This window comes from Arthrobacter sp. UNC362MFTsu5.1 (genome assembly GCF_000685965.1).
Taxonomy (GTDB): Bacteria; Actinomycetota; Actinomycetes; order Actinomycetales; family Micrococcaceae; genus Arthrobacter.
On the sequence record NZ_JMLE01000010.1, the window covers coordinates 92310 to 114631 of the forward strand.

Genomic DNA, 22322 nt, shown 5'->3' on the forward strand with positions numbered 1-22322 from the left:
ACTGGGGTCCCCGGTACGCAGTCGATTCACCATCGGTCAATGCTGGAAAAGAAGTCTCATCCATTGACATGGTCTATTCCTTTATAAGTGCTGGTCCCGGCTGAGCCCGGGACCCATCCGTGAATACACCGCATGCTGATTCGAGGATGCGGGAACCGCGAACGTTTCAAAAGCGTACAACGAGACCGGTCTGTCTGTCTGTAGTTGTAGCCGAGTCGTAATGCTAAGCACGCGGCCTATTCCTCCACGAATTCCGAGGCCAGATGGATGTGATTATCGGCCAGCCACACGGGGTTGAAAGCCTTGCTCAGGTAGTTGCTGCCGGCGTCGGGCGCAATGGCCACCACCACCGAGCCATGCGGTGCGGCACGCGCCACCCTCAGGGCCGCCGCCACGGCCAGCCCGGAGGAGGGCCCGAGGGACAAGCCCTCCTCGTTCAACAGCCGGTGCTCCGTGGTGTACACCTCGTTGTTCGGAACGCGGAGGAAGCGGTCCACGACGCCGCGATCGAAGATTTTGGGCCATTCTGCTTCCGGCCAGGAGTTCCCCACGCCGTCCACCAGGATTTCCCCGGGATGGCCTCCGCTGTACACCGAACCAACCGGATCCGCGGCGATCACCTCCACATGGCCGCCGGATTTCTCCTTCAGGTACCGGCCGTTGCCGCTGATGGTTCCGCCGGTGCCGATTCCGGCCACGAAATGCGTCACTTTCCCGGCCGTCTGCTGCCAGATCTCCGGCGCCGTTCCTTCGTAGTGGGCCAGCGGGTTGGCCGGGTTGTCGAACTGCTGCGGCCGCCAGGCGCCCGGGTTCTCGGCCGTGATCCGCGCTGCAACGGCCCGCGCGTTCTCCGGCGACTCCGACGGCGCGGTCCAGTCCGTCACCACCACCCTGGCGCCGTAACGGTGCAGCGCGGCGAGTTTCTCGGATGAGATGGTGTCCCCGGTAACCACCACCACAGGGTGCCCGGTCAGGGCACCGATCAGGGCAAGCCCGATCCCGGTGTTCCCCGAGGTGCTCTCCACGATGGTTGCACCCGGCCGGAGCTCACCGCTGCGCTCAGCCGCCCGGACCATGCTCAGCGCTGTCCGGTCCTTGATGGAGCCACCCGGATTATCCGATTCGAGCTTGACGTACACCGTGCTGCCGAGCCCTTTGGAGAGGACATCCAGCGGCACCAGCGGCGTGTTGCCCACCTGCGCCAGGACAGCCGCGGCGTCCGCCGCAACATCTGCAGCCTGAACCGCGTGCCTGCCTGTCATGGTGCTCATCGTTGCCTTTCCGTGCTGCCGGCGGGGCCGCCGTCGAATGCGGGGCCGTCGAATGCGGGGCCGAAGAAGCCGGCACCCAGGAAGCCGTCCAGTTCAGCGGAAGCTTGTTCCACCAGCGCCGCCGCCGGCAGGTGCCGGGCCAGGAGGCCGGACAGACGGTGGACGACGGCGGCAGTCCCCTTTCCGAGCGGCCCCGCACGCGCTTCCGCCCCGCCCAGCAGGTACGCGGCGGTCAGCGCTTCGATGGCGAGCAACTTCCCGGCAGCGTCCACGGATCGCTCCAGCAACTGGAGGGCAAGCGGCGCCAGGGTGGAGTGGTCCTCGATGTCGGCGGACAGCGTGGGAGCCCCCAGCGTGGCCGGCGCTGCGAGGACTTTGAGTTCGGACAGCAGGCCGGCGGCCGAGTACCAGAGGAGCCCGGGCAGCTCTTCCGGCTCCAGCGGGGCTCCGTTCCTGGCAGCCTCGAGGTGCCGCTGGCGGATCCGGCGCTGCGGCGGGTAGAGCTTGGCGATCCGGCGTTCGCTGCTGATCCCCAGATGGGCAAGCCCCAGGCGCAGCGCCTCGAATGCCAGGGCCAGCTGCATCGGCTGGAAGTTCCCGCCGGACACCATCCGCCCGGAGCCGACGTCGGTGAGCGGGTTGTCGCCCCGGCCGTTGAGCTCCACCTCCAGGGCATCTTCCAAAGCGGTGACCTGCCACCGGACAGCGCCGTGGGTCTGGGGCGCCGCCCGGAAGGACAGCGCGTCCTGCACGGAAACCTCCCGGGTGTGGTCCTCCAGCCAGCCGCCCTCAAGGAGCCGCAGCACATGGGCCGCCGTGACCGCTTGCCCGTGCACGGCTTTGGCGGCCTGGACCGCCGGCGAAAACGGGCTGAGGTTGCCGCCGCCGTCGTGCCTTGCCGTCGCCTCAAGCGACAGTGCGAGCGCCGTGTCCGCAAGGTCGGCGAGCCGCAGGATGCGGTGCAGCACCAGCGCGCCGACACCGATGGAATAGGAGTTTGAGCTGACCAGGGCCAGGGCTTCGCCTGGCGCCAGTTCCAGCGGGGCCAGCCCGGCGTCGGCCAGGGCCTGCCCGCCGGGCACCAGCTGCCCGTCCGCCCCCACGGCCTGTCCCTCCCCGATGGCGACGGCGGCCACCGCGGCCAGGTGCGTGAGGTCGGCGGAACCTACGGATCCTTCGCGCGGGATGGCGGGGACCACGCCCCGGTTGAGCATGTCAGCGTAGAAACGGGCTGTTTCCGGCCGGACTCCGGAGCCGCCCCGGCTGAAGCCCACCAGCCGCGCCAGGATGACGGCCCGGACCTCGTCGGCGCCCAGCAGGTCCCCCACTCCGCTGTTGTGGTACCGCACCACCTGCACCTGGTAAGCGAGGATCGACTTCTCCTCCACGGCGGTGTCACGTCCGGAACCCAGCAGCGTATTGAGGCCGTAGACGCGGTGGCCGGAGTCGATGGCCTGCTGCACCACCTCCCGCGAGCGCCCGACCAGCTCCAGCGCGTCCGTGCTCAGGAGGAACTTTACGGCCGGGTCAGCCGCGGCCTCGGCGATGTCCCTGGCGCGCAGGTGCGCCGTGCCGATCAGGAAGTTTCCGCTGCCGTTGCCCATGGGACTAAAAGTCCAGCAGGTTCCGGCGGAAGCCGCCGTCGCCATAACTTGTCCGGAGCAGCCCGCGGCGCCGCAGCACGGGCGCCAGGCGGTCCAGCACCCCGTGGACGGTGGCCGGGTCCACGAAGCCGGAGAACAGGAACCCGTCCCCGCCCACCTGGACCCCGGTCTCCTCGAGGTAGTCGGCAATGTCCTCGGCTGTGCCGATGATGCTGTCCCCGGCGCCGCCGCTGCGGGCCTGCAGGAGCTGGCGCAGCGTGGAGCCCGGCGGACCGGCTTTGGCGAAGTGGTCCAGGGTGCCCTGGTTGCTGTTGGTGGTCAGTTCAGGGAGCGGGGCGTCAAGGTCGAACTTTTTGAAGTCGATGACGGAGAGGTACGAGATGGAGTTCAGCTGGCTGTCGATGTCGCGCTGCGTGAGTTGGCGCCGCTGCTCCCGGAGCTCGTCCGCTTCTGCCCGGGAGCCGACCACGGTGGGCTTGAGGACGAACAGCACCTTGACGTCGTCGGGGTTCCGCCCTGCCGCGGCTGCCTCGGCCCGGACCGAGTCCCGGTAAGCCTTCATGCCGTCCGCACCCCTGGCCAGGGCGATGGCGACGTCCGTGTTGGCACCCGCGAACGCCTTGCCCCGCGGGGATGCCCCGGCCTGCACCAGGACCGGCTCCTCGGGCAGCGGCGCCGTGTTCAGCGGCCCCCGGACTTTGAAGAACTCGCCGTCGTGGTTGATCGGGTGGACCTTCGTGTGGTCCGCGAAGATGCCGGCCTCCGCGTCCTCCACGATCGCGTCCGGCTCCCAGCTGCGCCAGAGCTTGCGCACCACGTCCACGAATTCCTCCGCCTTCTCGTAGCGGAGATCGTGCTCAATCTGCTGGTCCAGGCCGTAGTTCTGCGCGGCAAGGTCGCTGCCGGAGGTCACCACATTCCAGCCCACCTGGCCGTTGGAGAAGTGCTGAAGGGTAGCCAGCAGCCGTGCCGCGGTGAACGGCGGGTAGAAGGACGCACTCACCGTGGGAACAATGCCCAGGTGCTCGGTGGCGGAGAGCAGGTACGGAACCAGGGCCAGCGGATCGTGTTTGGGAGCGAAGGACGCCTGGGCCAAGGACACTTCGGCGCTGCCGCCGTAGGTGTCCGGCACGGTGAGGGAGTCCTCGATGATGAACAGGTCCAGCCCGGCCCGCTCAAATTCGCGCACGGCGTGCTGGTACAGGGCGGGTTTTTTCCAGTCGTACCCGATGCCGTAGCCGGGCGTGCCCCAGCCCTGGACGCCGAAGCCGTGACCCACAAACCAACCGAAGTGCAGCATGGGACTGACTGTATTCCCGTTCGATCCATTCACGGCTGCCTGATTTCATCCGGCGTTACAGCGGTTCATCTCCCGTCATTATCCTCCCGGCAGGTTCTTTTGTAACGGCAATATGGGGTCACGTACGGGTCACCGGAAACGCGGGGGCAGTGCCGCGTTCTGCCATGTCCCGTTACGGAAGATGACGACGACGGCGGTGCGGGCCGCCGTCGTAAGTGTTACGTTTTTGGGGAGTAATGAGAACCGGTGCCAAGCCCTGACTGGCCGGTCGGCAACCCTCCTTCCACGGCGGGGTGCCTCAGGTGAATACTCGGCATATCGACCCATTCGAGCTGCAAGCGTGAGAGAAGGAGATCCGTCGTGTCTGACGCACCCGCCCCACTGGCTACCGAACCGGCCGCCGCCGGCCAGGACCAACCGGCCCAGGACCTGCCCCAGGAAAAGCTGGCCTACAGGCTGATTACCGGCCCCGACGACCGCTCGTTCTGCGAGCGCATCTCCGCGGCCCTGGCCGATGGCTATGTTTTGCACGGGAGCCCGGCGGCCACGTTCAACGGCACCAGCGTGATCGTGGCGCAGGCCGTGGTGCTGCCCGCAGCCATCGCCAGCTCGGACGCCGCGGTGGCCACGGCGGTGGACGAACTTGAGTTCGACCTCGACTTCCCCGGCGAAGGTTTCGAGGGCCACGCATGAGCTACGCCGGAGACCTGACCCCGCAGGACGCCTGGGCCAAACTGGAACAGGGCGCGGTACTGGTGGATGTCCGCACCGAAGGCGAATGGGCCCACATCGGCATCCCGGACACAAAAGCCACCGAAAACGATCCCCTCTTCATCCAGTGGACGTTCCCCGGCGGCATCCCCAACCCGGAATTCATTCAGCAGCTGAAGCAGCAGGCACCGGAGGACACCGGCGTCGAACTGGTGTTCCTCTGCCGATCAGGCGTCCGCTCGATCGCCGCGGCAATCGCCGCCACGCAGGCCGGCTTCACCGCCTACAACGTCCTCGAAGGCTTTGAAGGCGAACCGGACCGTTACGGCGAGCGCACCGTCAACGGCTGGAAAAACCGCGGACTGCCCACCAACCTCGGAAAGAACTAAGTGACTTTCAATCCCGACGCCGCCGGCTGGAGCCCCGACACCCAGGCTGTCCGCGGCGGCCTTGACCGCACCAACTTCCAGGAGACGGCCGAGCCGATCTTCCTCAACTCCGGCTTCGTGTATGAATCCGCAGCCGCCGCCGAACGCGCCTTCACCGGCGAAGACGAACGGTTCGTGTACTCGCGCTACGGCAACCCGTCCGTGGCCACGTTCCAGGAGCGGCTCCGGCTGCTCGAGGGCACCGAGGCGTGCTTTGCGACGGCGTCCGGCATGTCCGCCGTCTTCACGGCCCTCGGTGCGCTGCTGGCCGCGGGCGACCGCGTGGTGGCTGCCCGGTCGCTGTTCGGCTCCTGCTTTGTGATCCTGAACGAAATCCTGCCGCGCTGGGGCGTGGAAACGGTGTTCGTGGACGGTCCGGACCTGGAGCAGTGGCGGGCCGCCTTGGCCGAACCGACGACGGCGGTCTTCTTCGAGTCGCCGTCGAACCCCATGCAGGAGATCGTGGACATCGCCGCGGTCAGCGAACTGGCCCACGCGGCCGGGGCAACGGTCGTCGTCGACAACGTCTTTGCCACTCCCCTGCTGCAGCGCTGCGGCGAGCTCGGCGCGGACGTGATTGTGTACTCCGGCACCAAGCACATTGACGGCCAGGGACGGGTGCTGGGCGGCGCCATCCTGGGCACCAAGGAGTTCATCGACGGCCCGGTCAAACAGCTCATGCGCCACACCGGGCCTGCGCTGTCCGCCTTCAACGCCTGGGTACTGACCAAGGGCCTGGAGACCATGGCGCTGCGCGTCAACCATTCCTCCGCCTCGGCGCTCCGCCTGGCCGAATGGCTCGAGGAGCAGCCGGCTGTCAGCTGGGTCAAGTACCCGCTGCTGAAGTCGCACCCGCAGTACGAGCTCGCCGCCAAGCAGATGAAGGCCGGCGGCACCGTACTCACGCTGGAGCTCTCGCCGTCGGCGGGCCGCACGGCGAAAGAGGCAGCTTTTGCACTGCTGGACGCGCTGCGGATCATCGACATCTCCAACAACCTTGGCGATGCCAAATCGCTCATCACCCACCCGGCCACCACGACGCACCGCGCCATGGGTCCGGAAGGGCGCGCAGCCATCGGGCTGAGCGACGGCGTGGTCCGGCTGTCGGTTGGGCTCGAGGATGTCGACGACCTCATCCGCGACCTGGAGCAGGCGCTCAAGCAGATCTGACCGGCAGAGGTACAACCAGCGCGAACGGACAGATACGGCCCTGCATTGTGGGGCGTTATCTGTCCGTTCGCGCTCTGTCCGTTTGCCCTACACGGCCGTGTCCGTTGGCCCGCCGCGCCGCCGTCAGCCGTGGGCGAGGATGGTGTCGATCAGCTGGGCGAGCTCCGCCGCGGCATTCGGGGTTACATCGGGTCCCGCCTTCACCGCGGTGGCGGCCAGGTTTCCCTTGATGCCGGTCATCGTCAGGGCCGCCTGCTTTTCCCCGGTGGAGAGGCTCTGCTTGGCCAGGGCAGCGAACGACTGGTCACCCTTGGTCTCGGCGTTAACCTCCTGGACCTCGGTGGTGATCTTCTGCCCTGCCAGCTCCACGGTGAAGTTACGGCACGCGGCCGAAGCTTTCTTGGATGCGTCCAGATGATCCCGCAGTTCCTGGGCATCCTTGAGGGCAATGACGGTGACCACGATGGCGGTCTTGTCCGCCGCCGACACACTGGTTCCGGCCGCATACGTGCTGTCTTCGGGGACCTGGGAGTTGCTGTCGGCGAAGACATTGCACTCCGGCGGCGTGAAGGTCGCACTCTTCAGCACCTCTTTGGCCTTGATGATGCCCTGGTCGATCTGCGCCGCGGGGACCACCGTGAGCGGCCGCCCCTCAGCATCCTTCAGGGTGGACACCAGGCTGCTGAGGTCCGCATCCGTGTATGTCTTGGCCGGGCTTGGCGTGGCACTGGAGGGAGGCGGCGAGGACGTTTGCGTTCCGGTGCCGGTGTTTGTTCCGCACCCGGCGAGAGCCAGGAACGCTGTCAGGAGGAGGGCTGCTGGAGTGGTGCGCCTTTGCATGGACTGATCCCCGTTCGATGGTCCGGTCCGCCCCGGGGGTTTCGGGGCGCATTCCGGAGCCGGATCCGCCGGGCGGTCAGTCGATCGCTGCCAGGCTGATGCGGCGTGCTGCTGCGCGGCAAGTGGCGCGGGGATCGTGCCTGGCGGACGGCCGGGTTCCGGCCGGTCCCGCCGGTGCTTTCGATCCCCCTCGAGCACCGCTGGCTGACGCGATAGCGCCAAGCTACGGCAGAACGCCCGCGGCTAACAGAGTGTCCACTACCTGTTTCGCCCGCTGGCTGCGTCTGCCCTTTTTGTCCACCTTGACGGCCTTGACCGCAGTGCCATGATGAAGGCATGTCGTTCCGTGGTGAAAGTGCCGGTGGTGACAGTGCCCGTCGTGACAGTGCCGAGCCGTCCGGGGACCGAGCCCGGGTCCGGGCAGCCGCGGTGGTTGTAGTGCTGGCAGCTGCGGCCATCGCAGTGCCGGGCTGCGGTTCGGCCGGAACCTCAGCTCCGGGCAGTACAAGTGCGCCCGCGTCCCAAAGCACCTCCGGGACGTCGTCGGCCTCGCATCGCTCTTCGCCGATTGCCACGTACGTATCCCACGGGAGCGGAAGCGATACTGCTGCGCTGCAAGGGAAACTCGTCCTCGACGCGGGGTGCCTGTACATACAGGCACCGGACGGGACTGACTGGATCGCCGCGTTTCCCGTCGACGAAGTCGAGTGGGAGGACGACAGACTCCACTACCAGGGGTCCAGTTACGGTCACGGAGATGAGATCCTCCTGGGCGGCGGCACCGGCAATTCACTGCAGGGTGTGACCAAACCGGACTCATGCCGACATGCCGAGGTCTGGCAGGTAGGCCAGACCGACTGAACAGCGCCGGTCGGTTTCAGCGCGAACGGGTCACCCTTCGTGCGTTTCGCAGCAGGTTCGGCTAAGCCCAGAATGCGTCGCCTTTCGCGGTGTCCTGGAAGAACTCCCGCGCCTCGGTAATCTTGCCGCCAGCGACCCGGAAGGCGATGACGCCGTCCTGGTCCAGGGCCCTGCCGCCGCTCTCTGCCCGGTTGTGCTGGACCGCAACGGTGTTGGTTTCCCCGCCGATGATCTCCTCGACGGTCACTGTCAGGTTGCCCCCGGACCGCGTCCCGAGTTCCCCGAAATAGGCCAGGATAGCGTCGCGTCCCTCCTTCTTTCCGGACAGCACGCCATCTCCGGCGACGTGCCAGACTGCGTCCTCCGCGAACAGTCCGCCAAGGGTTGCCATGTCGCCTGCGCTGAAGGCCTCGTATCCGCGCCGGACCAGCTCAACATTCTCCCGGGTTCCCATTTCTGGCACCTTCCCGTCTTCGTCGTCGGGTAATTCTCGGACGTTTCAAGGCTATTCCCGCGGAATTTGATTGTCGATGAGTCAGGTGTCGAGCTCCCAGTGCAGGCGGATCGCTTCGGCGATGGGACCGGCCGCCACGTCCACGGTGAAGGCCACCGGCGCGGTTCCGGTCTCTTCAATGACGGTGTCGTGGTAGACCCGGCCGCAGGCAGGGCACAGCGTGTAAAGGTCCTCGTCCCCGGGCCACGCCGCGAGTCCCTCCGGCACGGGAGTGCCCTCGCCAAGGTGGACGGGCATGCCTTCGGAATTGGCCTGGATCAGCCCCTCGTCGCTGACGGTGTTTCCGCAGACACAGGTGATGGTGGTGACATCATGGCCGGCGACTGTGGCGAATTCGGTTTCCATGGCGCGCTCCGGGGTAGTAGGAACCTGATCAGGACTGGCGGACGCGCAACAGCACCGGCGCCTGCTCGCGCACGGTGATGGCTTCAGCCTGGCGCATGCTGACGTCAACGGCATGGGCCACCACCGCGGCCAGACCGGCGGCGACGTCCGAGCTGGCCGCCAGGCCCTCCTGCATGGCACGGCGCTGCTGTTCCGAGCCGGTGCCCCGGTCGATGATCCTGCGGGCGCCTTCCCGGGCCAATTCCAGCTCGCCCTGTTCGGCCAGGACCGGCGCCACGTAGTCCACCAGCGCCTCCACCACTTCCTCGGCGGGAGCGGGACGGAAGGTGCCAAAATCGAGCAGGTCTCCCCGGAGCCCGCAATTGCTGGCCTGCCACGCCGCCATCTTCAGGAGCACTGTGGGCACGGGGGCCGGGTCCACACCGGCCCGCCATTCCCTGCTGGCCGATTCCACCAGGCCGCGCACCAGGACGGCGATCAGGGCTGCGTCTTCGGCATGCAGGCAGACGTCCGCCACCCGGACTTCCACGGTGGGGTGGTTCCGGGAGAGCCTCGCGTCGAAATAGATCATGCCTTCATCCAGCAGCACGCCGCTGTCCAGCAGCCGGGTGACCACGCGGCGGTACATGGAGTGGGTCCCGAAGATCTGGGACGGGCCCGACGTCGGCCAGCGGTTCCAGGCCTGGGTGCGGTAGCTTTCGAAACCGGTCTCCACACCGTTCCAATACGGCGAATTCGCGCTGAGTGCCGTGAGAACCGCCAGCTTGTCCCGGATCCGGTCGATGACGGCGACGCCTTCCTCCGGCGATTCGACGAATGTGTGGACGTGGAAACCGCAGGTCAGCTGCTCATGGACGGTGAGTCCGAAGCGCTCCTGCATGGTGGCGTAGCGGGGATTCGGCGTGGTGTGCGTCGTGGAGGCAATCGGCGATGTTGCCAGAGCGGCCACGCGCGCATGGTGTTTCTTCGCGGCCCTGTCCGCCAGGGCACGCCCCTGGCGGATCTGCAGCAGCAGCTCCTCATAGTCCAGGCACGGGCGCGTCTGTGTCTCGATCTGCTCAAGTTTCAGCTCGGCAGTCAGCCCGGTGTCGCCGTCGTTACGGGCTGGATCGTGCGGATCCGGAATCCGCGGTTTGTCCGGAGCGTCGTCGGCAGCGAGCTTCCGCCCTGTCAGGAGGGCGTCCGCCAGCGCCAGCGGCTCCCCGGTCACGGGGTCCACAATCAGCAGCTCTTCCTCAACCCCGAAAGTTCGCATGCATACATTGTGCCCCCGTGACGCGCGGTTAGACAGGCACCGTCAGAGAGCCCTTATTGGGCATGGAACCGCTCAGTCCTGGAAGTACTCGATCTTGGCGCCGATGGTGTTGAGCCGCTCGGCCAGGTCCTCGTACCCGCGCTCAATCACGTAGATGTTTCGCAGCTCCGAAACCCCGCGGGCGGCCAGCATGGCCAGCAGGATGCACGCGGCCGGGCGGAGGGCCGGCGGGCAGCCCACTTCGGCTGCGCGCCACCGTGTGGGTCCGTTGACGTAGATCCGGTGCGGATCCAGCAGCTGGACGCGGGCTCCGAGCTTGTTCAGCTCGGTCAGGTAGATGGCGCGGTTCTCGTAGACCCAGTCGTGGATCATGGTCTGGCCTTCCGCGTTGCCGGCAATGACGGCGAAGAAGGGAAGGTTGTCGATGTTCAGGCCGGGGAACGGCATGGGGTGGATCTTGTCCGTGGGTGCATGCAGCGCGGAAGGTTTCGTGGTGACGTCCACCAGGCGGGTGCGGCCGTTGCGGGCAAAGTATTCCCCGGAGATCTCCAGTTCCTGGCCCATCTGCTCCAGGGTGGCGAGTTCGATCTCCATGAATTCGATGGGAACCCGGCGGATGGTTACCTCGGAGTTGGTCACGATGCCGGCGGTAATCAGGCTCATCGCCTCGATGGGGTCCTCGGAGGGGAAGTATTCGATGTCGACGTCGATGGACGGCTGCCCCGTGATCTTGAGGGTGGTGGTCCCAACGCCGTCGATCTCCACTCCCAGGCCCTGCAGGTAGAAGCAGAGGTCCTGGACCATGTAGTTGGGGCTGGCATTGCGGATCACCGTGGTGCCGCGGCGGTGAGCGGCCGCCATGATGGCGTTTTCGGTAACCGTGTCACCGCGTTCGCTCAGCACAAAGGTGCGGTTGTCGCCGTCGGCCGGGGGTGCCTGCACGGAATAGAAGCCGGACGTGGCTTCCACCGACAGGCCGAACTGGCGCAGGGCCTGCATGTGGGGCTCCACGGTGCGGGTGCCCAGGTCGCAGCCGCCCGCATACGGGAGCCGGTACTCGGCGGATTCGTCCAGGAGCGGCCCCAGCAGCATGATCACGCTGCGGGTGCGGCGGGCCGCCTCCACGTCCATGGAGTCGAGGTCCAAAACGGCGGGGCGGCGGATCTGCAGATCGTTGGCATTGAGCCAGGTGCATTCGACGCCGATGCTGGTGAGGACCTCCACGATCCGGTTCACTTCCTCGATCCGGGCCAGCCGGCGCAGCGTGGTGGTGCCGCGGTTGATGAGGCTCGCGCAGAGGAGGGCCACGCCGGCGTTCTTGCTGCTGTTGACGTCCACCGAACCGGACAACGTGCGGCCGCCTTCCACCCGGAGGTGCGTCATCTGCGGCCGGCCCACCTTGACGATGCTGCGTCCCACAATCGCCTCGAGCCGCTGGATCATCTTGAGGCTGAGGTTCTGCTTGCCCTGCTCCATCCGGGCGATGGCGCTCTGGCTGGTGCCCAGCTCGCCGGCAAGCTGCCCCTGGGTCCAGCCCTTCTCGGTGCGGGCATCGCGGAGCAGCAGGCCTACGTGTTCAGCAGTCTCTTGAGTCATAGGACGAAAATATCACCCATGAGCTATTAGTCGACGCGAAACGCCGGAAACTGCAGTTGAAGTCACAGATTATCCACTTCGTGCGATATATCGGTGACGTGCGGCCTATTTCTGCTCGAGGAACACCATGTTCCACGTCCCGGCGCTGACCGCCGCCCATACAGCCGCGACCGCAATCAACAGCCCGCCGAGGACCACCCAGACGTCCAGGATGCTGTACGTGGACTCCCGTGCCCACGTCCGCTGCGCACCGCCAAAGCCCCGCGCCTCCATGGTGACCGCCAGCCGTGAAGCCCTGCGGATGGCCTGCACCAGGAGCCCGAAGCTCTGTCCAAGCGTTGCCCGGAGTCGCTGTGCAGGCGTTCCGTGCGAACCGACGCCGCGGGCACGCCGGGCCATGCCGATGGTCTGCCACTCCTCCGCCATCAGCCCCACGAGCCGCATGGCGGCCAGCGTGCCGAGGACAAAGCGGTGCGGCAGCTTCGCCTTCTGGGCCAGTGCGTCCGCCAGGTCCGTGGGATCCGTGCAGCTCATCAGCAGCACCGCAGGGAGGGCGATCGCCAGTCCCCGCAGCAGGAATCCCAGCCCCAGCTCCAGCGAGCCTTCGCTGATGGACCAGATGCCGACGTCGAGCAGGACCGTTCCGGTGTCCGGCGCCAGGATCGAGGTGCTCCAGCCGCCCAGTGCCGCCGCCAGGATCAGCGGCCAGCCACGCTGCCAGAGCAACGCGACGGTCAGTCCGGCCAGCGGAAAGAGCAGCAGTTCGAAGGCCAGGGCCACCGAGGCGGACACCCAGTCGATGGACAGCGCCAGCACCACGGTCATCAGCATCACGACCGCAAACTTGGCCAGCGGATTGGCCCGGGTGAGCAGGGCGTGGTTCGCGTTCAGGGTCAAGGCTTCCCTCATGGTGCTGCCACCTCCGGGTTGCGCAGGCCGGGTTCCTGCCCGGCGAGTTTGAGTTCGGGCGCACCAAGTTTCAGCTCGGTGCCGCCCAGGACGTCGCTGAATTCCTGGTCGTGGGTCACGGACACCACGGCGGTGCCGGCGTCGAGTAGTTCCGACAGGAAGGAGGCCAGCTCCGCCCAGGTGTTTGCGTCCTGGCCGAACGTGGGCTCGTCCAGGATCAGCACCCGGGGGTGGGCGGCCAGCACGGTGGCGACGGACAGCCGGCGCTTCTCCCCGCCCGAGAGAGTGTAGGGGTTGGCGTCCACGAGTTTAGTCAGCCGGAGGCGCTCCAGGAGCTCGTCCACGCGTTCCTCACCATGGCCAAGATGCCGCGGACCGAACATCAGCTCATCCAGCACCCGGCCGGTGACGAACTGGTGCTCCGGCTCCTGGAACACGGTGCCGATCCTCGCGATCAGCTGCTCCGCTTTCCACTTGTACGGGTCAATGCCGGCGCCTTCGCTGAGGTCCACCGTGGCGGAAACCGTGCCGGCCACCGGGCGCAGCAACCCGGCGAGGGTCAGGGCAAACGTGGACTTGCCGGAACCGTTGGGGCCCGTGATGGTCAGCGCCTGCCCGGCCCGGACCTGCGCCGTAATGTCCGACTGCACCGGGACCGGCGGAATGGATTTGAAACGGCGCCGGCGGGGACGGTCGCGGGAAACGGCGAGGTGCTCCGCAGCCAGCAGGAGGTTCCCGTTACCGGGCCCGCCCGCACCGGACAGCCCCGCACCGGGCAGCCCCGCGGCACCGGGCAGCCCTGCGGCACCCGGCAGCGCAGCACCGGAACGTGCGCGGGTGGCGGGCACATACCCGGGCACCCAGACGCCGGCGGCCACGAGCATGTCCCGGGCCTGGTCTAGGACCTGGTCCGGCGGCCCGTCCAGGAGCACTGCGGAATCCGTGGCCGATCCAGGCTGCAGCACCACGATCCGGTCCACCAGGTCTTTCCACACGCCCACGCGGTGTTCCACCACCACCAGCGTTGCCCCGGTTTTATCCAGGCACCGGCCCACGGCGTCCCTGACCTCCAGGACCCCCAGGGGGTCAAGGTTGGCCGTGGGCTCGTCGAGGAGCAGCAGTCCCGGGCGCATGGCAAGGATGCCGGCAAGCGCAAGGCGCTGCTTCTGCCCGCCGGAGAGGGCCGACGTCGGGTGGTCCAGCGGCAGGTGGGCCAGCCCGACGTCGTCGAGCGCTTCTCCCACGCGCGTCCAGATGTCCGCACGGGGCACGGCCAGATTCTCGGCGCCGAAGGCGACGTCGTCCCCCACGCGGGACAGGACCACCTGCGTCTCGGGGTCCTGCTGCATCAGGCCGGCGCGGCCGCGCTGTGCCCGCGGCGGGGCGCCGTCGATCAGGAGGGTGCCCGTCTCGTCCGAGTCGTCGGCGTCCGGCGTGCCTTCATGGTGGGCGCCGGCGTCGCTGTCGCCGAGTACCCCGGCCAGGGCGTGCAGCAGTGTTGATTTGCCCGCGCCGGAGGGGCCCAGCAGCAGCACGCGTTCGCCAGGCTGGATGTCCAGGTCCAGGCCGTGGACGGCGGGCTGGGACCGGCCGGCGTGCCGCCAGCCCCAGCCGCGTGCCGTGACCGCAGCCGGGCGGACGTTGTCCGAAGATGTCATGAGCGGGGTGCGTTCGTCAGGAAAAGACGGGCTCCGTTGCTGCCTTGCGGGAGGCAAAGGAGCTGAGCACACCGGTCCGGGCCAGGCCGCGGGTGGCGATCCAGGACAGCGCACCGGCAATAATGGCGCCGGAAATGGCGGTGAAAATGATGTAGGCCAGCTTGTCACCGGCCGCGTAGGCGACGTTCCAGCCCCACGGAGCGAACGAGTCGTTCAGGCCGCAGAAGAGGCCTGCACCGGCACCGGCCAGCAGCGAAACGGGCAGGTTGAACTTCTTGTACACGAACACCGCGAAGATGATTTCGGCGCCGAGCCCCTGCACGAAGCCGGAGAACAGCACGGAGGCACCGTACTGCGAGCCCATGATCAGCTCACCGGTGGCAGCCACTGTTTCGCAGAACAGTGCGGCTCCGGGCTTGCGGATGATTAGCATGCCCAGGACGGCGGGAATCATCCAGCCGCCGGCAATGAGGCCGGTCAGGGGCGGGTAAACGGCGTTCATGGCCGGGGTAACGGCGGCGGCGCCCTGGGACCAGGCCCAGAAAATGACGCCGCCGGCCACTGCGATCAACGCGGCAACCACAATGTCCACCACGCGCCAGCTGTACTTGCTGTGCGGCAACGCCTGCTTTGCAGAAATATCAGTCATGTCTTCCTCCTGAGGTACAGGAGGGGAGAGTGTTTCCCGGCAAGGGCCGCGGCTTCCGCCGCCTGCTGCCGGACACTCTGAGAACTCGACTCCCTTGCGCCGGTACTAACCGGATCAGGTTCGAGGGTCTGCGGCTGTCCGCACTCTCAGCGCCCGCCTCCGGTTCCCTGGACTGTTCCAGTGATGCCCGACGGCGACGCTCCCCTGTCGTATCAATTCGCCCTTGTGGGCGTGGACCAGTTTACACCCGCAGGCCCGCGAAATCCCGGGGCGGCTGTCACAATGCGCGGTGATGGGGGCGGCCTGATGCGGCTAGGCTAGGGGAAGCCCTGTTTCCGCCGTCTCCCACCTGTTAGGGGTACTGGAATGAGTTTTTTCATCAAGCTGCTTGGAACCGGAGTGAGCCTGCTGGCCGGATTTGCCGGCACGAAGGCCGTTGACGTCGTCTGGGAAAAGGTCACCGGACGCAAGCCCCCCAAGGGCGACAAGAACGACGTCCCCACCACCCTGCGCAGCGCCCTGACCTTTGCGCTGGTCTCGGCCGCTGTCAGCGCCATCATCCAGGTCCTGGCCAACCGCGGCACGCAGCGTGCCATCACCCGCTTCGCCAAGACCCAGGACATCGTCTAGGCCCATCCGTCCTGCGGGCCCCCCGCTAGGCTGACGCGCCGTCGTCGGCGGGACCGTCGTGCGCTGCGCGCTCGTCTGGTTCCTGGCCGCCGGCGGCCCGCCCGTCGGCGGTCTTCTTGTCCGCCGCCTTCTGGACCACGGCCTCCAGTTCGTCCGTCGTCAGCAGCTCCCTGTGCAGGTGCTTGGTGCGGTAGCCGGCCCGGCCCACCATGTGCGCGGATACGGGAACGGTGAGGACCTGGAAGATCCACGCCACGAACAGTGCGGGCCACACCCACCAGGTCCGCAGCTGCAGGCCCACCGAGGCCAGCAGCAGGAAAAGGCCCAGCACCTGCGGCTTGGTGGCAGCGTGCATCCTGCTCATCAGGTCGGGGAAGCGCAACAGGCCGATGGCCGCGCCGAGGGACATCACGGCGCCCACCACCATAAAAACGGCAGACACGGCGTCGATGACGGTGTCCACGGCGGATGGTTCAGGATTCATTGGGGTGCTCCCGCCGGTCGGCCACGAAGCGCGCCACAGTCACGGACCCGATGAACCCGATGATGGACAGCGCCACCAGCAGCATCAGGTTGTTCAGGTGCCGGTTCACGGCCATGTCGATGCAGAGCGTGGCCCCGATGATGGCCAGGAGCACGTCCGAGGCCAGCACCCGGTCCAGCAGCGACGGGCCGATGGCGATCCGGACAATGGCCCCGGCTGCCGCGAGCGACAGGATCACGGCCGTTACGGTCAGGACGACTTCCATCATGCGCCCACCTCCTGTTTCAGTGCGGCCAGTTCTTCACGCGTGCCCATGATCCGGATCAGTGCCGCCTCGGCATCCCGGACTTCCTTGCGCAGGTTCACGATGTCCTCCCCGCTCCGCACGTTCAGCCCGTGGATGTAGAGCGTGGACGTGGAGCGGTCCACCTCTACCACCAGTGAGCCTGGAATCAGCGAGATGACGTGGCCGGTGGCAGTGACCATCAGGTCCGAATGGCTGCGGAGCTGGACGGCGACGACGGCGTTGGTCACCTTGGGCCCGCGGGCCACCGCCAGGTACAGCACCTGGAAGCTGGCGGCCACCACTTTGCCCAGGAAAACGATGGCGAACGGGACGGCCCGCACGATGCTGAACCGGCCGCCCAGTTCCACCGGCGGCAGGTAGAACAAGCGCGCCACCACCACGGCGATGAGGGCTCCGAACAGGAGGTTCCCGGCGCTGAAGTCCTGCCAGAGCGCACCCCAGACAAACACCAGCCAGACGAGGAGGGGCAGTTCCTGCCGGATTGAGATCCGTCGGCGGTTCACTTCTGGACCTCCGGCTGCTGGCCCTCAGGCTGCGGGCTTTCCGGCTGCGGTTCCGCAGGTTCAGGCTGCGCGACCGGGGGCACCGGAGCGTTTTCGCCCAGCACCGCCTGGATGTAGGAACTCCTGTCCAGCATCTCCACGGCCGACTGGTCCGCCACCCGGAAGAGCGGCCCGGCGAAGACGGTGAGCGCCACGCCGAAGGCGACAAGCCCCAGGGTGGATCCCACCATGGTCCGCGGCAGCAGCGTGACGTTGCGCTTGCCCGCGCGGTCGCCGGTGTCGGAGTCCTCGGGGGCGGCCAGCAGCACGGGGTCGGGGTTCTCTGCGTCCTCGGGCTTGCGCCAGAACGCGCGGTTCCACACCCGGGCGATGGCCAGGAGCGTCAGCAGGCTGGTCAGGACACCGCCGATCACCAGGGCGTAGGCCAGCGGGGTGCCGAGCTGCACACCGGCCTGCAGCAGCCCGAGCTTGCCCAGGAAGCCGGAGAACGGCGGGATTCCGGCCAGGTTCATGGCGGGAATGAAGAACAGCAGTGCCAGGATCGGGGACAGCTTGGCCAGGCCGGCCACACGGTCGATCGAGGAGCTTCCGCCGCGGCGTTCGATCAGGCCCGTGACCAGGAACAGGCTGGTCTGGATGGTGATGTGGTGGGCCACGTAGAACACCGCCGCGCCAAGCCCTGCCACGGAGGACATGGCCAGCCCGAACACCATGTAGCCGATGTGGCTCACCAGGGTGAATGAGAGCAGACGTTTGATGTCGCTCTGGGCCAGGGCACCCAGGATTCCCACCACCATGGTCAGCAAGGCGGCCACCATCAGCGGGGTGTTCAGCGAGTCCCCGGGGAAGAGGAGCGTCTCGGTGCGCACCATCGCGTAGACGCCCACCTTGGTCAGCAGGCCGGCGAACACGGCGGTGACGGGGGCCGGCGCGGTGGGATACGAGTCAGGCAGCCAGAAGGACAGCGGGAAGACAGCCGCCTTGATGCCGAAGGCCACCAGCAGCATCACGTGCAGCAGCATCCGCGTCCCGGAGTCCAGGTCTGCGAGCTTGATCGCGAGGTCCGCCATGTTGATGGTTCCGGTGGCCCCGTAGATCATGGCTATGGCGATCAGGAACAGGACGGACGACACCACGGAGACCACCACATAGGTCACGCCGGCGCGGATGCGCGGGCCCGTTCCGCCGAGCGTCATCAGCACGTAGCTTGCCGTCAGCAGGATCTCGAAACCCACATAGAGGTTGAAGAGGTCCCCTGACAGGAAGGCGTTGGACACCCCGGCCACCAGGATCAGGTAGGTGGGGTGGAAGATCGACAGCGGGGCGTCCTGGTCGCCGTCGGCCATGCCCTGGCCGGTGGCGTACACCAGCACGGCGAGGCTGACGGTGGAGGAGACCACCAGCATCAGCGACGAGAACTGGTCCACCACCATCACGATGCCCCACGGCGGCAGCCAGCCGCCGATGTTGACGGCAGCCGTTCCGCCGTCCCAGACGGAGGCCAGCAGCACACACTCCAGCAGCAGGGTCAGCGAAAGCAGCGTGATGCTGACGGCCCGCTGCGCCCGCGAGTGCCGGATCAGCACGAAGGTCAGGGCGGCGCCGAGGATGGGAAGTACGACGGCGAGCGGGGCAAAGCTTGCGATGTTCACTTCACGCCTCCTTCCGGGCCGGGGGTCACGTTTTGGGAGCCGGGCTGTTCTTCCGCGGCGGCGTCCTTGGCCCGGATCCGGTGGTCGCCCGCCTTCACGGTCGCGCCACCGTCCTCGGAGCCGGAAACGCCCGAGTCGGAAATCCCCCGGCCGTCGGAGCCGATCATGGTCAGCGGAAACTCGGAAGTCTCGACCGGAATCTCGGAGTCGTCCTCGGCATCGAAGCTGGGGGTTTCTGCGACGCGGATGTCTTCGACGTCGTCCTGGATCTCATCGCGGCGGGCCAGCACCCATGTCCGGTAGATGATGCCCAGCATGAACGCGGTCACGGCGAAGGAGATCACGATCGAGGTCAGGATCAGTGCCTGCGGGAGGGGGTCGTTGTAGTCGCGGGGGTCCGTGTCCTTGCTGAACATGGGCGCCAGGCCGGCGTAGCCGCCGGTGGCGAGGATCAGCAGGTTGGTGGCGTTGGCCAAAAGCATCAGGCCCAGCAGCACCCTGGTGAGGCTTCGTTCCATGATCAGGTAGATGCCGCAGGCATAGAGCGCGCCCATGACCGTCAGCAGTGTCAGGTTGACGCTCATGCCTTCCCCCTCCCGGTGGTTTCGGCGGGAACGCCTTCGGGTTCCTGCCCTTCGGTCTCGCCGGCCGGGTTTTCTTCAAAATGTTCATCGATTTCGGCGCCCAGGCTGCGCAGCACGTCCAGCACCAGTCCCACCACCACGATGTAGACGCCGATGTCGAAAATAGTGGAGGTGACGAACTTGATGTCGCCGAACACCGGCAGCCACAGTTCGATGATGGCGCTCTGGAACACCTGCCCGCCCAGCAGCAGCGGCACCACCCCGGAGGCCGCGGCCGTGGCCAGACCGATGCCCAGGAGCGTTCCCGCGCCCACCGGGGTGGCCTCGCGCAGTTCGAAGCGGCCGCCGGCAAGGTACCGGATGGTCAGGGCTAGTCCGGCCGTCAGCCCGCCGGCGAAGCCGCCGCCGGGCAGGTTGTGGCCGGCCAGCAGCAGGTAGATGGAGAAGACGATCATCGAGTGGAACACCAGGCGCGTCACCACTTCGAAGATGATGGAGCGGCGCTCGGGAGCCATGGTGCGCCCGGCCACCAGCCAGGCATCCCGGGTGGATGCGGCGAATTTGCGGCTCAGCGCCAGTGCCGCACTGTCCCGGGAACTTTGCCCTGCGTGGGACCGGCGGCCCACTGTCCCCTCGGCCACCGAGGACGAGGCGCGGAGTCCGTCGCCGCGTCCCTTGACGAAGATGAGGCTGGCCACGCCGGTGGCGGCCAGCGCCAGCACGGAGATCTCCCCGAAGGTGTCCCACGCCCGGATGTCCACCAGGGTGACGTTGACGATGTTCAGTCCGCCGCCGCCCTCATAGGCCAGCCGCGGGAACTCCAGCGCGACGGGCGTCGCAACCCGGGCACCCATGGCGTAGATGGCCACGAAGATCATGGTGATTCCGAACGCCACCCCGATGATCACGCGGATCACCCGGTACTTGCCGCCGGTGCGGTCGCGGAGCTCGGCCGGCAGGCTGCGCATGGCCAGGACGAACGCCACCAGGATGATGGTTTCCACCAGCATCTGGGTCAGGGCGAGGTCCGGCGCCCCCTGCAGTGCGAACATCAGGGCGATGCCGTAGCCAGTCACGGAGACCATCAGCACCGCCAGGAACCGCTTGTTGGCGCGGACAGCCGCCAGGGCCCCGATCACGATGCCGGCGCCGGCCACCAGCTGCAGCGGCGAATTGGGATCGATAAAGTACAGTCCCTCCGGCAGCGGCTTGCCGGCAATGAGCAGCGCGGTCAGCGGAAGTGCGAAGGCCACGGTGAGGATGACGGAGAGGTAGAAGAACAGCGAACCACGCTGCGTGCGTCCCGTGACCCAGACGGCAACGTCGTCCAGGGCGCCGATCGTCATCTGGTAGGCCCGGTCGCCGTCCACCCACGCCGGCACCCGGCCCTGGGCGCGGGCAACGATGCCGCGGCCGTAGAACATGGCGATGCCGAACGCGAACGTGAGGGCCGTCAGGCCCAGCGCTGGAGTAAGTCCGTGCCACAGTGCAAGGTGACCGGCGGCGCTTGCCGGGTCGCCGCCGTCGTGCACGAACTCCGCAGCGTACGGCTGGATCCACCCGTCCACCGGTGCCGGCCACAGGCCGTAAACGATGGTGAGCAGGCTCAGCAGGGCCGGGGCGGCGAGGAAGGACGGCTTGATGGCCTTGAACGGTGTGGGCTCGATGCCCGGCTTCGAGGCGAAGGCACCCCACATGAACCGCGCGCTGTAGGCGAAGGTGAGGATGGAGCCCAGGACCAGCCCTGCCAGGACCACCGGCCCCCAGGCGCCGGGCCCGGCGGGATCCGTTGAGGTGCCGTAGTGCACGAAGGCCTCGAACACCGATTCCTTCGCCACGAACCCTGCCAGCGGCGGGATGCCGGCCATCGAGGCGGCACCGATGGCTGCGACAACCGCCAGTGCACGGGAGGACTTGTAGACGCCGGACAGCTTGCGGAGGTCACGGGTGCCGGACTGGTGGTCGATGATGCCCACCACCAGGAACAGGGTGGCTTTGAAAAGTCCGTGGGCCAGGAGCAGGGCCAGCCCGGCCAGCGCGGCGTCCGGCTTGCCGAGGCCCACCACCATGGTGAGGAAGCCCAGCTGGCTGACCGTGCCGTAGGCAAGGATGAGCTTGATGTCGGTCTGCCGGAGCGCGCGGTATCCGCCCACCAGCATGGTGGCCAGGCCCAGCCCCAGCACCATGGGCAGCCAGTAGGCCGTTTCCGCAAACCCCGGCGCCAGGCGCGCCACGAGGTAGACGCCGACCTTCACCATGGCTGCGGCGTGGAGGTAGGCACTCACCGGAGTGGGCGCCGCCATGGCTCCGGGGAGCCAGAAATGGAACGGGATCAGTGCGGATTTCGTCACGGCACCGATGAGGATAAGCACGACGGCGGCGGCCACGGCTCCCGCTGCCGGCCCGGTGGCCAGCCCGGGAGCCATCTCCAGGATGGACGAGATCCGGTAGGTTCCGGCGCTGAAGCCCAGGATGATGAGGCCAACAAGCATGGCCAGGCCACCCGCCGTGGTGACCATCAGGGCCTGCAGGGCCGAGCGTCTGGCGGAGAGCCTGGTGCGGGCGTAGCCGATCAGCAGGTAGGACAGGACGGTGGTGAGTTCCCAGAAGATGAACATCAGGAGCAGGTCATCGGCCGTGACCAGGCCGAACATCGCCCCGGCGAACGCCAGGAGCTGGGCGCCGAAGCCGCCGAGGTCGCTGTCCTTGTTCTTGAAGTAGCGGGCGCAGTACACCAGCACCAGGGCACCCACGCCGAGCACCAGCAGGGACATGATCCAGGCCAGCGGGTCCATCCGGAACGCGAGCTCGATCTTGAGCTCAGGAATCCAGGGAAGGAGCTCGGTGACGGCGCTGCCCGTGGAGGAGGGTGCCTCCTGGCCGGCCGCGCCCTGGTATACGGCGCCGTGCTGGAAGAGGAGCCAGACGAACGAGCCCGCGGGAACCGCAGCCAGCGCATAGAACGAGTTCCTGCGGAATTTCCTGAAGAGAAACGGCGCCACAGCGGCCACAGCGAAATGCACGGCAAGGACTGTGATCACAGGTATCTCC

At 67.3% G+C, this 22322-nt stretch carries 22 protein-coding genes and 2 riboswitches; of the genes, 5 read left to right on the forward strand and 17 right to left on the reverse strand.

The annotated features are described in order from the left end of the window. Nucleotides 1-236: 236 nt before the first annotated feature. Genes BS38_RS0111550 through BS38_RS0111560 form a run of 3 tightly spaced genes read right to left on the reverse strand, consistent with a single transcriptional unit; the run spans nucleotide 237 to nucleotide 4175 of the window. On the reverse strand, nucleotides 237-1271 hold the full coding sequence (locus BS38_RS0111550) for a PLP-dependent cysteine synthase family protein (protein WP_028270946.1): 1035 nt from the start codon (nucleotides 1269-1271) through the stop codon (nucleotides 237-239). Then, nucleotides 1268-2875, reverse strand: a complete 1608-nt coding sequence (locus tag BS38_RS0111555; RefSeq protein WP_028270947.1) for an aromatic amino acid ammonia-lyase — start codon at nucleotides 2873-2875, stop codon at nucleotides 1268-1270. Before BS38_RS0111555 ends, BS38_RS0111550 begins: the two co-directional genes overlap by 4 nt. 4 nt (nucleotides 2876-2879) lie before the next feature. Further along, nucleotides 2880-4175 (reverse strand): NtaA/DmoA family FMN-dependent monooxygenase, encoded by a 1296-nt coding sequence (locus tag BS38_RS0111560; RefSeq protein WP_028270948.1) that lies wholly within the window; start codon nucleotides 4173-4175, stop codon nucleotides 2880-2882. Between the two features lie 232 nt (nucleotides 4176-4407). After that, nucleotides 4408-4522, forward strand: a riboswitch (SAM riboswitch). Nucleotides 4523-4556: 34 nt separating this feature from the next. Between BS38_RS0111560 and BS38_RS0111565 the strand changes: the two genes are divergently transcribed. From BS38_RS0111565 to BS38_RS0111575, 3 genes are read left to right on the forward strand one after another with little or no spacing between them, the layout of a single operon-like run. After that, complete coding sequence (locus BS38_RS0111565) at nucleotides 4557-4868, forward strand: DUF1737 domain-containing protein (protein ID WP_051628866.1); 312 nt, start codon at nucleotides 4557-4559, stop codon at nucleotides 4866-4868. Beyond that, nucleotides 4865-5275 (forward strand): rhodanese-like domain-containing protein, encoded by a 411-nt coding sequence (locus tag BS38_RS0111570; RefSeq protein ID WP_028270950.1) that lies wholly within the window; start codon nucleotides 4865-4867, stop codon nucleotides 5273-5275. Before BS38_RS0111565 ends, BS38_RS0111570 begins: the two co-directional genes overlap by 4 nt. Next, nucleotides 5276-6484, forward strand: a complete 1209-nt coding sequence (locus BS38_RS0111575) for an O-succinylhomoserine sulfhydrylase (protein WP_028270951.1) — start codon at nucleotides 5276-5278, stop codon at nucleotides 6482-6484. Nucleotides 6485-6607: 123 nt separating this feature from the next. On the opposite strand, the gene BS38_RS0111580 is transcribed toward BS38_RS0111575, so the two are convergent. Continuing rightward, nucleotides 6608-7324 (reverse strand): hypothetical protein, encoded by a 717-nt coding sequence (locus BS38_RS0111580; protein ID WP_028270952.1) that lies wholly within the window; start codon nucleotides 7322-7324, stop codon nucleotides 6608-6610. 336 nt (nucleotides 7325-7660) lie between these two features. Between BS38_RS0111580 and BS38_RS0111585 the strand changes: the two genes are divergently transcribed. Further along, on the forward strand, nucleotides 7661-8185 hold the full coding sequence (locus tag BS38_RS0111585) for a hypothetical protein (protein ID WP_028270953.1): 525 nt from the start codon (nucleotides 7661-7663) through the stop codon (nucleotides 8183-8185). 61 nt (nucleotides 8186-8246) lie between these two features. On the opposite strand, the gene BS38_RS0111590 is transcribed toward BS38_RS0111585, so the two are convergent. The 7 genes from BS38_RS0111590 to BS38_RS0111620 form a co-directional block, all read right to left on the reverse strand. Beyond that, on the reverse strand, nucleotides 8247-8639 hold the full coding sequence (locus tag BS38_RS0111590; protein ID WP_028270954.1) for a nuclear transport factor 2 family protein: 393 nt from the start codon (nucleotides 8637-8639) through the stop codon (nucleotides 8247-8249). Nucleotides 8640-8720: 81 nt separating this feature from the next. Further along, nucleotides 8721-9044, reverse strand: coding sequence for a hypothetical protein (locus tag BS38_RS0111595; RefSeq protein WP_028270955.1), 324 nt, complete (start codon nucleotides 9042-9044; stop codon nucleotides 8721-8723). Nucleotides 9045-9072: 28 nt separating this feature from the next. Then, a complete protein-coding gene (locus BS38_RS0111600; RefSeq protein WP_028270956.1) occupies nucleotides 9073-10299 on the reverse strand; it encodes a glutamate--cysteine ligase 2 in 1227 nt (408 codons plus the stop codon). A gap of 72 nt (nucleotides 10300-10371) precedes the next feature. Next, entirely contained in the window at nucleotides 10372-11895 is a 1524-nt protein-coding gene (locus tag BS38_RS0111605) for a UDP-N-acetylglucosamine 1-carboxyvinyltransferase (RefSeq protein WP_028270957.1), read from the reverse strand. Nucleotides 11896-12000: 105 nt separating this feature from the next. Then, complete coding sequence (locus BS38_RS0111610; protein ID WP_028270958.1) at nucleotides 12001-12804, reverse strand: energy-coupling factor transporter transmembrane component T family protein; 804 nt, start codon at nucleotides 12802-12804, stop codon at nucleotides 12001-12003. Continuing rightward, complete coding sequence (locus BS38_RS0111615) at nucleotides 12801-14462, reverse strand: ABC transporter ATP-binding protein (RefSeq protein ID WP_028270959.1); 1662 nt, start codon at nucleotides 14460-14462, stop codon at nucleotides 12801-12803. Before BS38_RS0111615 ends, BS38_RS0111610 begins: the two co-directional genes overlap by 4 nt. Before the next feature lie 16 nt (nucleotides 14463-14478). After that, on the reverse strand, nucleotides 14479-15111 hold the full coding sequence (locus BS38_RS0111620) for an ECF transporter S component (RefSeq protein WP_028270960.1): 633 nt from the start codon (nucleotides 15109-15111) through the stop codon (nucleotides 14479-14481). A gap of 73 nt (nucleotides 15112-15184) precedes the next feature. Next, nucleotides 15185-15327: riboswitch (TPP riboswitch) on the reverse strand. A gap of 150 nt (nucleotides 15328-15477) precedes the next feature. On the opposite strand from BS38_RS0111620, the gene BS38_RS0111625 reads away from it, so the two are divergent. Then, nucleotides 15478-15741: a DUF4235 domain-containing protein gene (locus BS38_RS0111625; protein ID WP_028270961.1), complete on the forward strand. Its 264-nt coding sequence runs from the start codon at nucleotides 15478-15480 to the stop codon at nucleotides 15739-15741. Between the two features lie 25 nt (nucleotides 15742-15766). Here BS38_RS0111625 and mnhG read toward each other — a convergent pair whose 3' ends face one another. The 6 genes from mnhG to BS38_RS0111655 are packed head-to-tail and all read right to left on the reverse strand — an operon-like array spanning nucleotide 15767 to nucleotide 22312. Continuing rightward, the gene (mnhG, locus tag BS38_RS24995; protein ID WP_051628861.1) at nucleotides 15767-16225 is read right to left on the reverse strand and encodes a monovalent cation/H(+) antiporter subunit G; all 459 of its coding nucleotides are present in this window, start codon (nucleotides 16223-16225) and stop codon (nucleotides 15767-15769) included. Then, the gene (locus BS38_RS0111635) at nucleotides 16215-16493 is read right to left on the reverse strand and encodes a monovalent cation/H+ antiporter complex subunit F (protein WP_028270962.1); all 279 of its coding nucleotides are present in this window, start codon (nucleotides 16491-16493) and stop codon (nucleotides 16215-16217) included. The genes mnhG and BS38_RS0111635 overlap by 11 nt, the downstream gene beginning before the upstream one ends. Next, on the reverse strand, nucleotides 16490-17035 hold the full coding sequence (locus tag BS38_RS0111640) for a Na+/H+ antiporter subunit E (RefSeq protein ID WP_028270963.1): 546 nt from the start codon (nucleotides 17033-17035) through the stop codon (nucleotides 16490-16492). The genes BS38_RS0111635 and BS38_RS0111640 overlap by 4 nt, the downstream gene beginning before the upstream one ends. Then, the gene (locus tag BS38_RS0111645; RefSeq protein WP_028270964.1) at nucleotides 17032-18687 is read right to left on the reverse strand and encodes a Na+/H+ antiporter subunit D; all 1656 of its coding nucleotides are present in this window, start codon (nucleotides 18685-18687) and stop codon (nucleotides 17032-17034) included. Before BS38_RS0111645 ends, BS38_RS0111640 begins: the two co-directional genes overlap by 4 nt. Then, nucleotides 18684-19271 carry a Na(+)/H(+) antiporter subunit C gene (locus BS38_RS0111650; protein WP_028270965.1) on the reverse strand — a complete coding sequence of 196 codons (588 nt, stop codon included), beginning with the start codon at nucleotides 19269-19271 and terminating at the stop codon, nucleotides 18684-18686. The genes BS38_RS0111645 and BS38_RS0111650 overlap by 4 nt, the downstream gene beginning before the upstream one ends. Continuing rightward, nucleotides 19268-22312, reverse strand: a complete 3045-nt coding sequence (locus tag BS38_RS0111655) for a Na+/H+ antiporter subunit A (RefSeq protein ID WP_028270966.1) — start codon at nucleotides 22310-22312, stop codon at nucleotides 19268-19270. The genes BS38_RS0111650 and BS38_RS0111655 overlap by 4 nt, the downstream gene beginning before the upstream one ends. Between the last annotated feature and the right edge of the window lie 10 nt (nucleotides 22313-22322).

What these genes read in the sequence shown, in the direction of transcription:
- BS38_RS0111550 (WP_028270946.1), bottom strand. Translation starts at nt 1,271, where the DNA reads ATGAGCACCATGACAGGCAGGCACGCGGTTCAGGCTGCAGATGTTGCG.
- BS38_RS0111555 (WP_028270947.1), bottom strand. Translation starts at nt 2,875, where the DNA reads ATGGGCAACGGCAGCGGAAACTTCCTGATCGGCACGGCGCACCTGCGC.
- BS38_RS0111560 (WP_028270948.1), bottom strand. Translation starts at nt 4,175, where the DNA reads ATGCTGCACTTCGGTTGGTTTGTGGGTCACGGCTTCGGCGTCCAGGGC.
- BS38_RS0111570 (WP_028270950.1), top strand. Translation starts at nt 4,865, where the DNA reads ATGAGCTACGCCGGAGACCTGACCCCGCAGGACGCCTGGGCCAAACTG.
- BS38_RS0111580 (WP_028270952.1), bottom strand. Translation starts at nt 7,324, where the DNA reads ATGCAAAGGCGCACCACTCCAGCAGCCCTCCTCCTGACAGCGTTCCTG.
- BS38_RS0111585 (WP_028270953.1), top strand. Translation starts at nt 7,661, where the DNA reads ATGTCGTTCCGTGGTGAAAGTGCCGGTGGTGACAGTGCCCGTCGTGAC.
- BS38_RS0111590 (WP_028270954.1), bottom strand. Translation starts at nt 8,639, where the DNA reads ATGGGAACCCGGGAGAATGTTGAGCTGGTCCGGCGCGGATACGAGGCC.
- BS38_RS0111595 (WP_028270955.1), bottom strand. Translation starts at nt 9,044, where the DNA reads ATGGAAACCGAATTCGCCACAGTCGCCGGCCATGATGTCACCACCATC.
- BS38_RS0111600 (WP_028270956.1), bottom strand. Translation starts at nt 10,299, where the DNA reads ATGCGAACTTTCGGGGTTGAGGAAGAGCTGCTGATTGTGGACCCCGTG.
- BS38_RS0111605 (WP_028270957.1), bottom strand. Translation starts at nt 11,895, where the DNA reads ATGACTCAAGAGACTGCTGAACACGTAGGCCTGCTGCTCCGCGATGCC.
- BS38_RS0111610 (WP_028270958.1), bottom strand. Translation starts at nt 12,804, where the DNA reads ATGAGGGAAGCCTTGACCCTGAACGCGAACCACGCCCTGCTCACCCGG.
- BS38_RS0111615 (WP_028270959.1), bottom strand. Translation starts at nt 14,462, where the DNA reads ATGACATCTTCGGACAACGTCCGCCCGGCTGCGGTCACGGCACGCGGC.
- BS38_RS0111620 (WP_028270960.1), bottom strand. Translation starts at nt 15,111, where the DNA reads ATGACTGATATTTCTGCAAAGCAGGCGTTGCCGCACAGCAAGTACAGC.
- BS38_RS0111625 (WP_028270961.1), top strand. Translation starts at nt 15,478, where the DNA reads ATGAGTTTTTTCATCAAGCTGCTTGGAACCGGAGTGAGCCTGCTGGCC.
- mnhG (WP_051628861.1), bottom strand. Translation starts at nt 16,225, where the DNA reads ATGAATCCTGAACCATCCGCCGTGGACACCGTCATCGACGCCGTGTCT.
- BS38_RS0111635 (WP_028270962.1), bottom strand. Translation starts at nt 16,493, where the DNA reads ATGATGGAAGTCGTCCTGACCGTAACGGCCGTGATCCTGTCGCTCGCG.
- BS38_RS0111650 (WP_028270965.1), bottom strand. Translation starts at nt 19,271, where the DNA reads ATGAGCGTCAACCTGACACTGCTGACGGTCATGGGCGCGCTCTATGCC.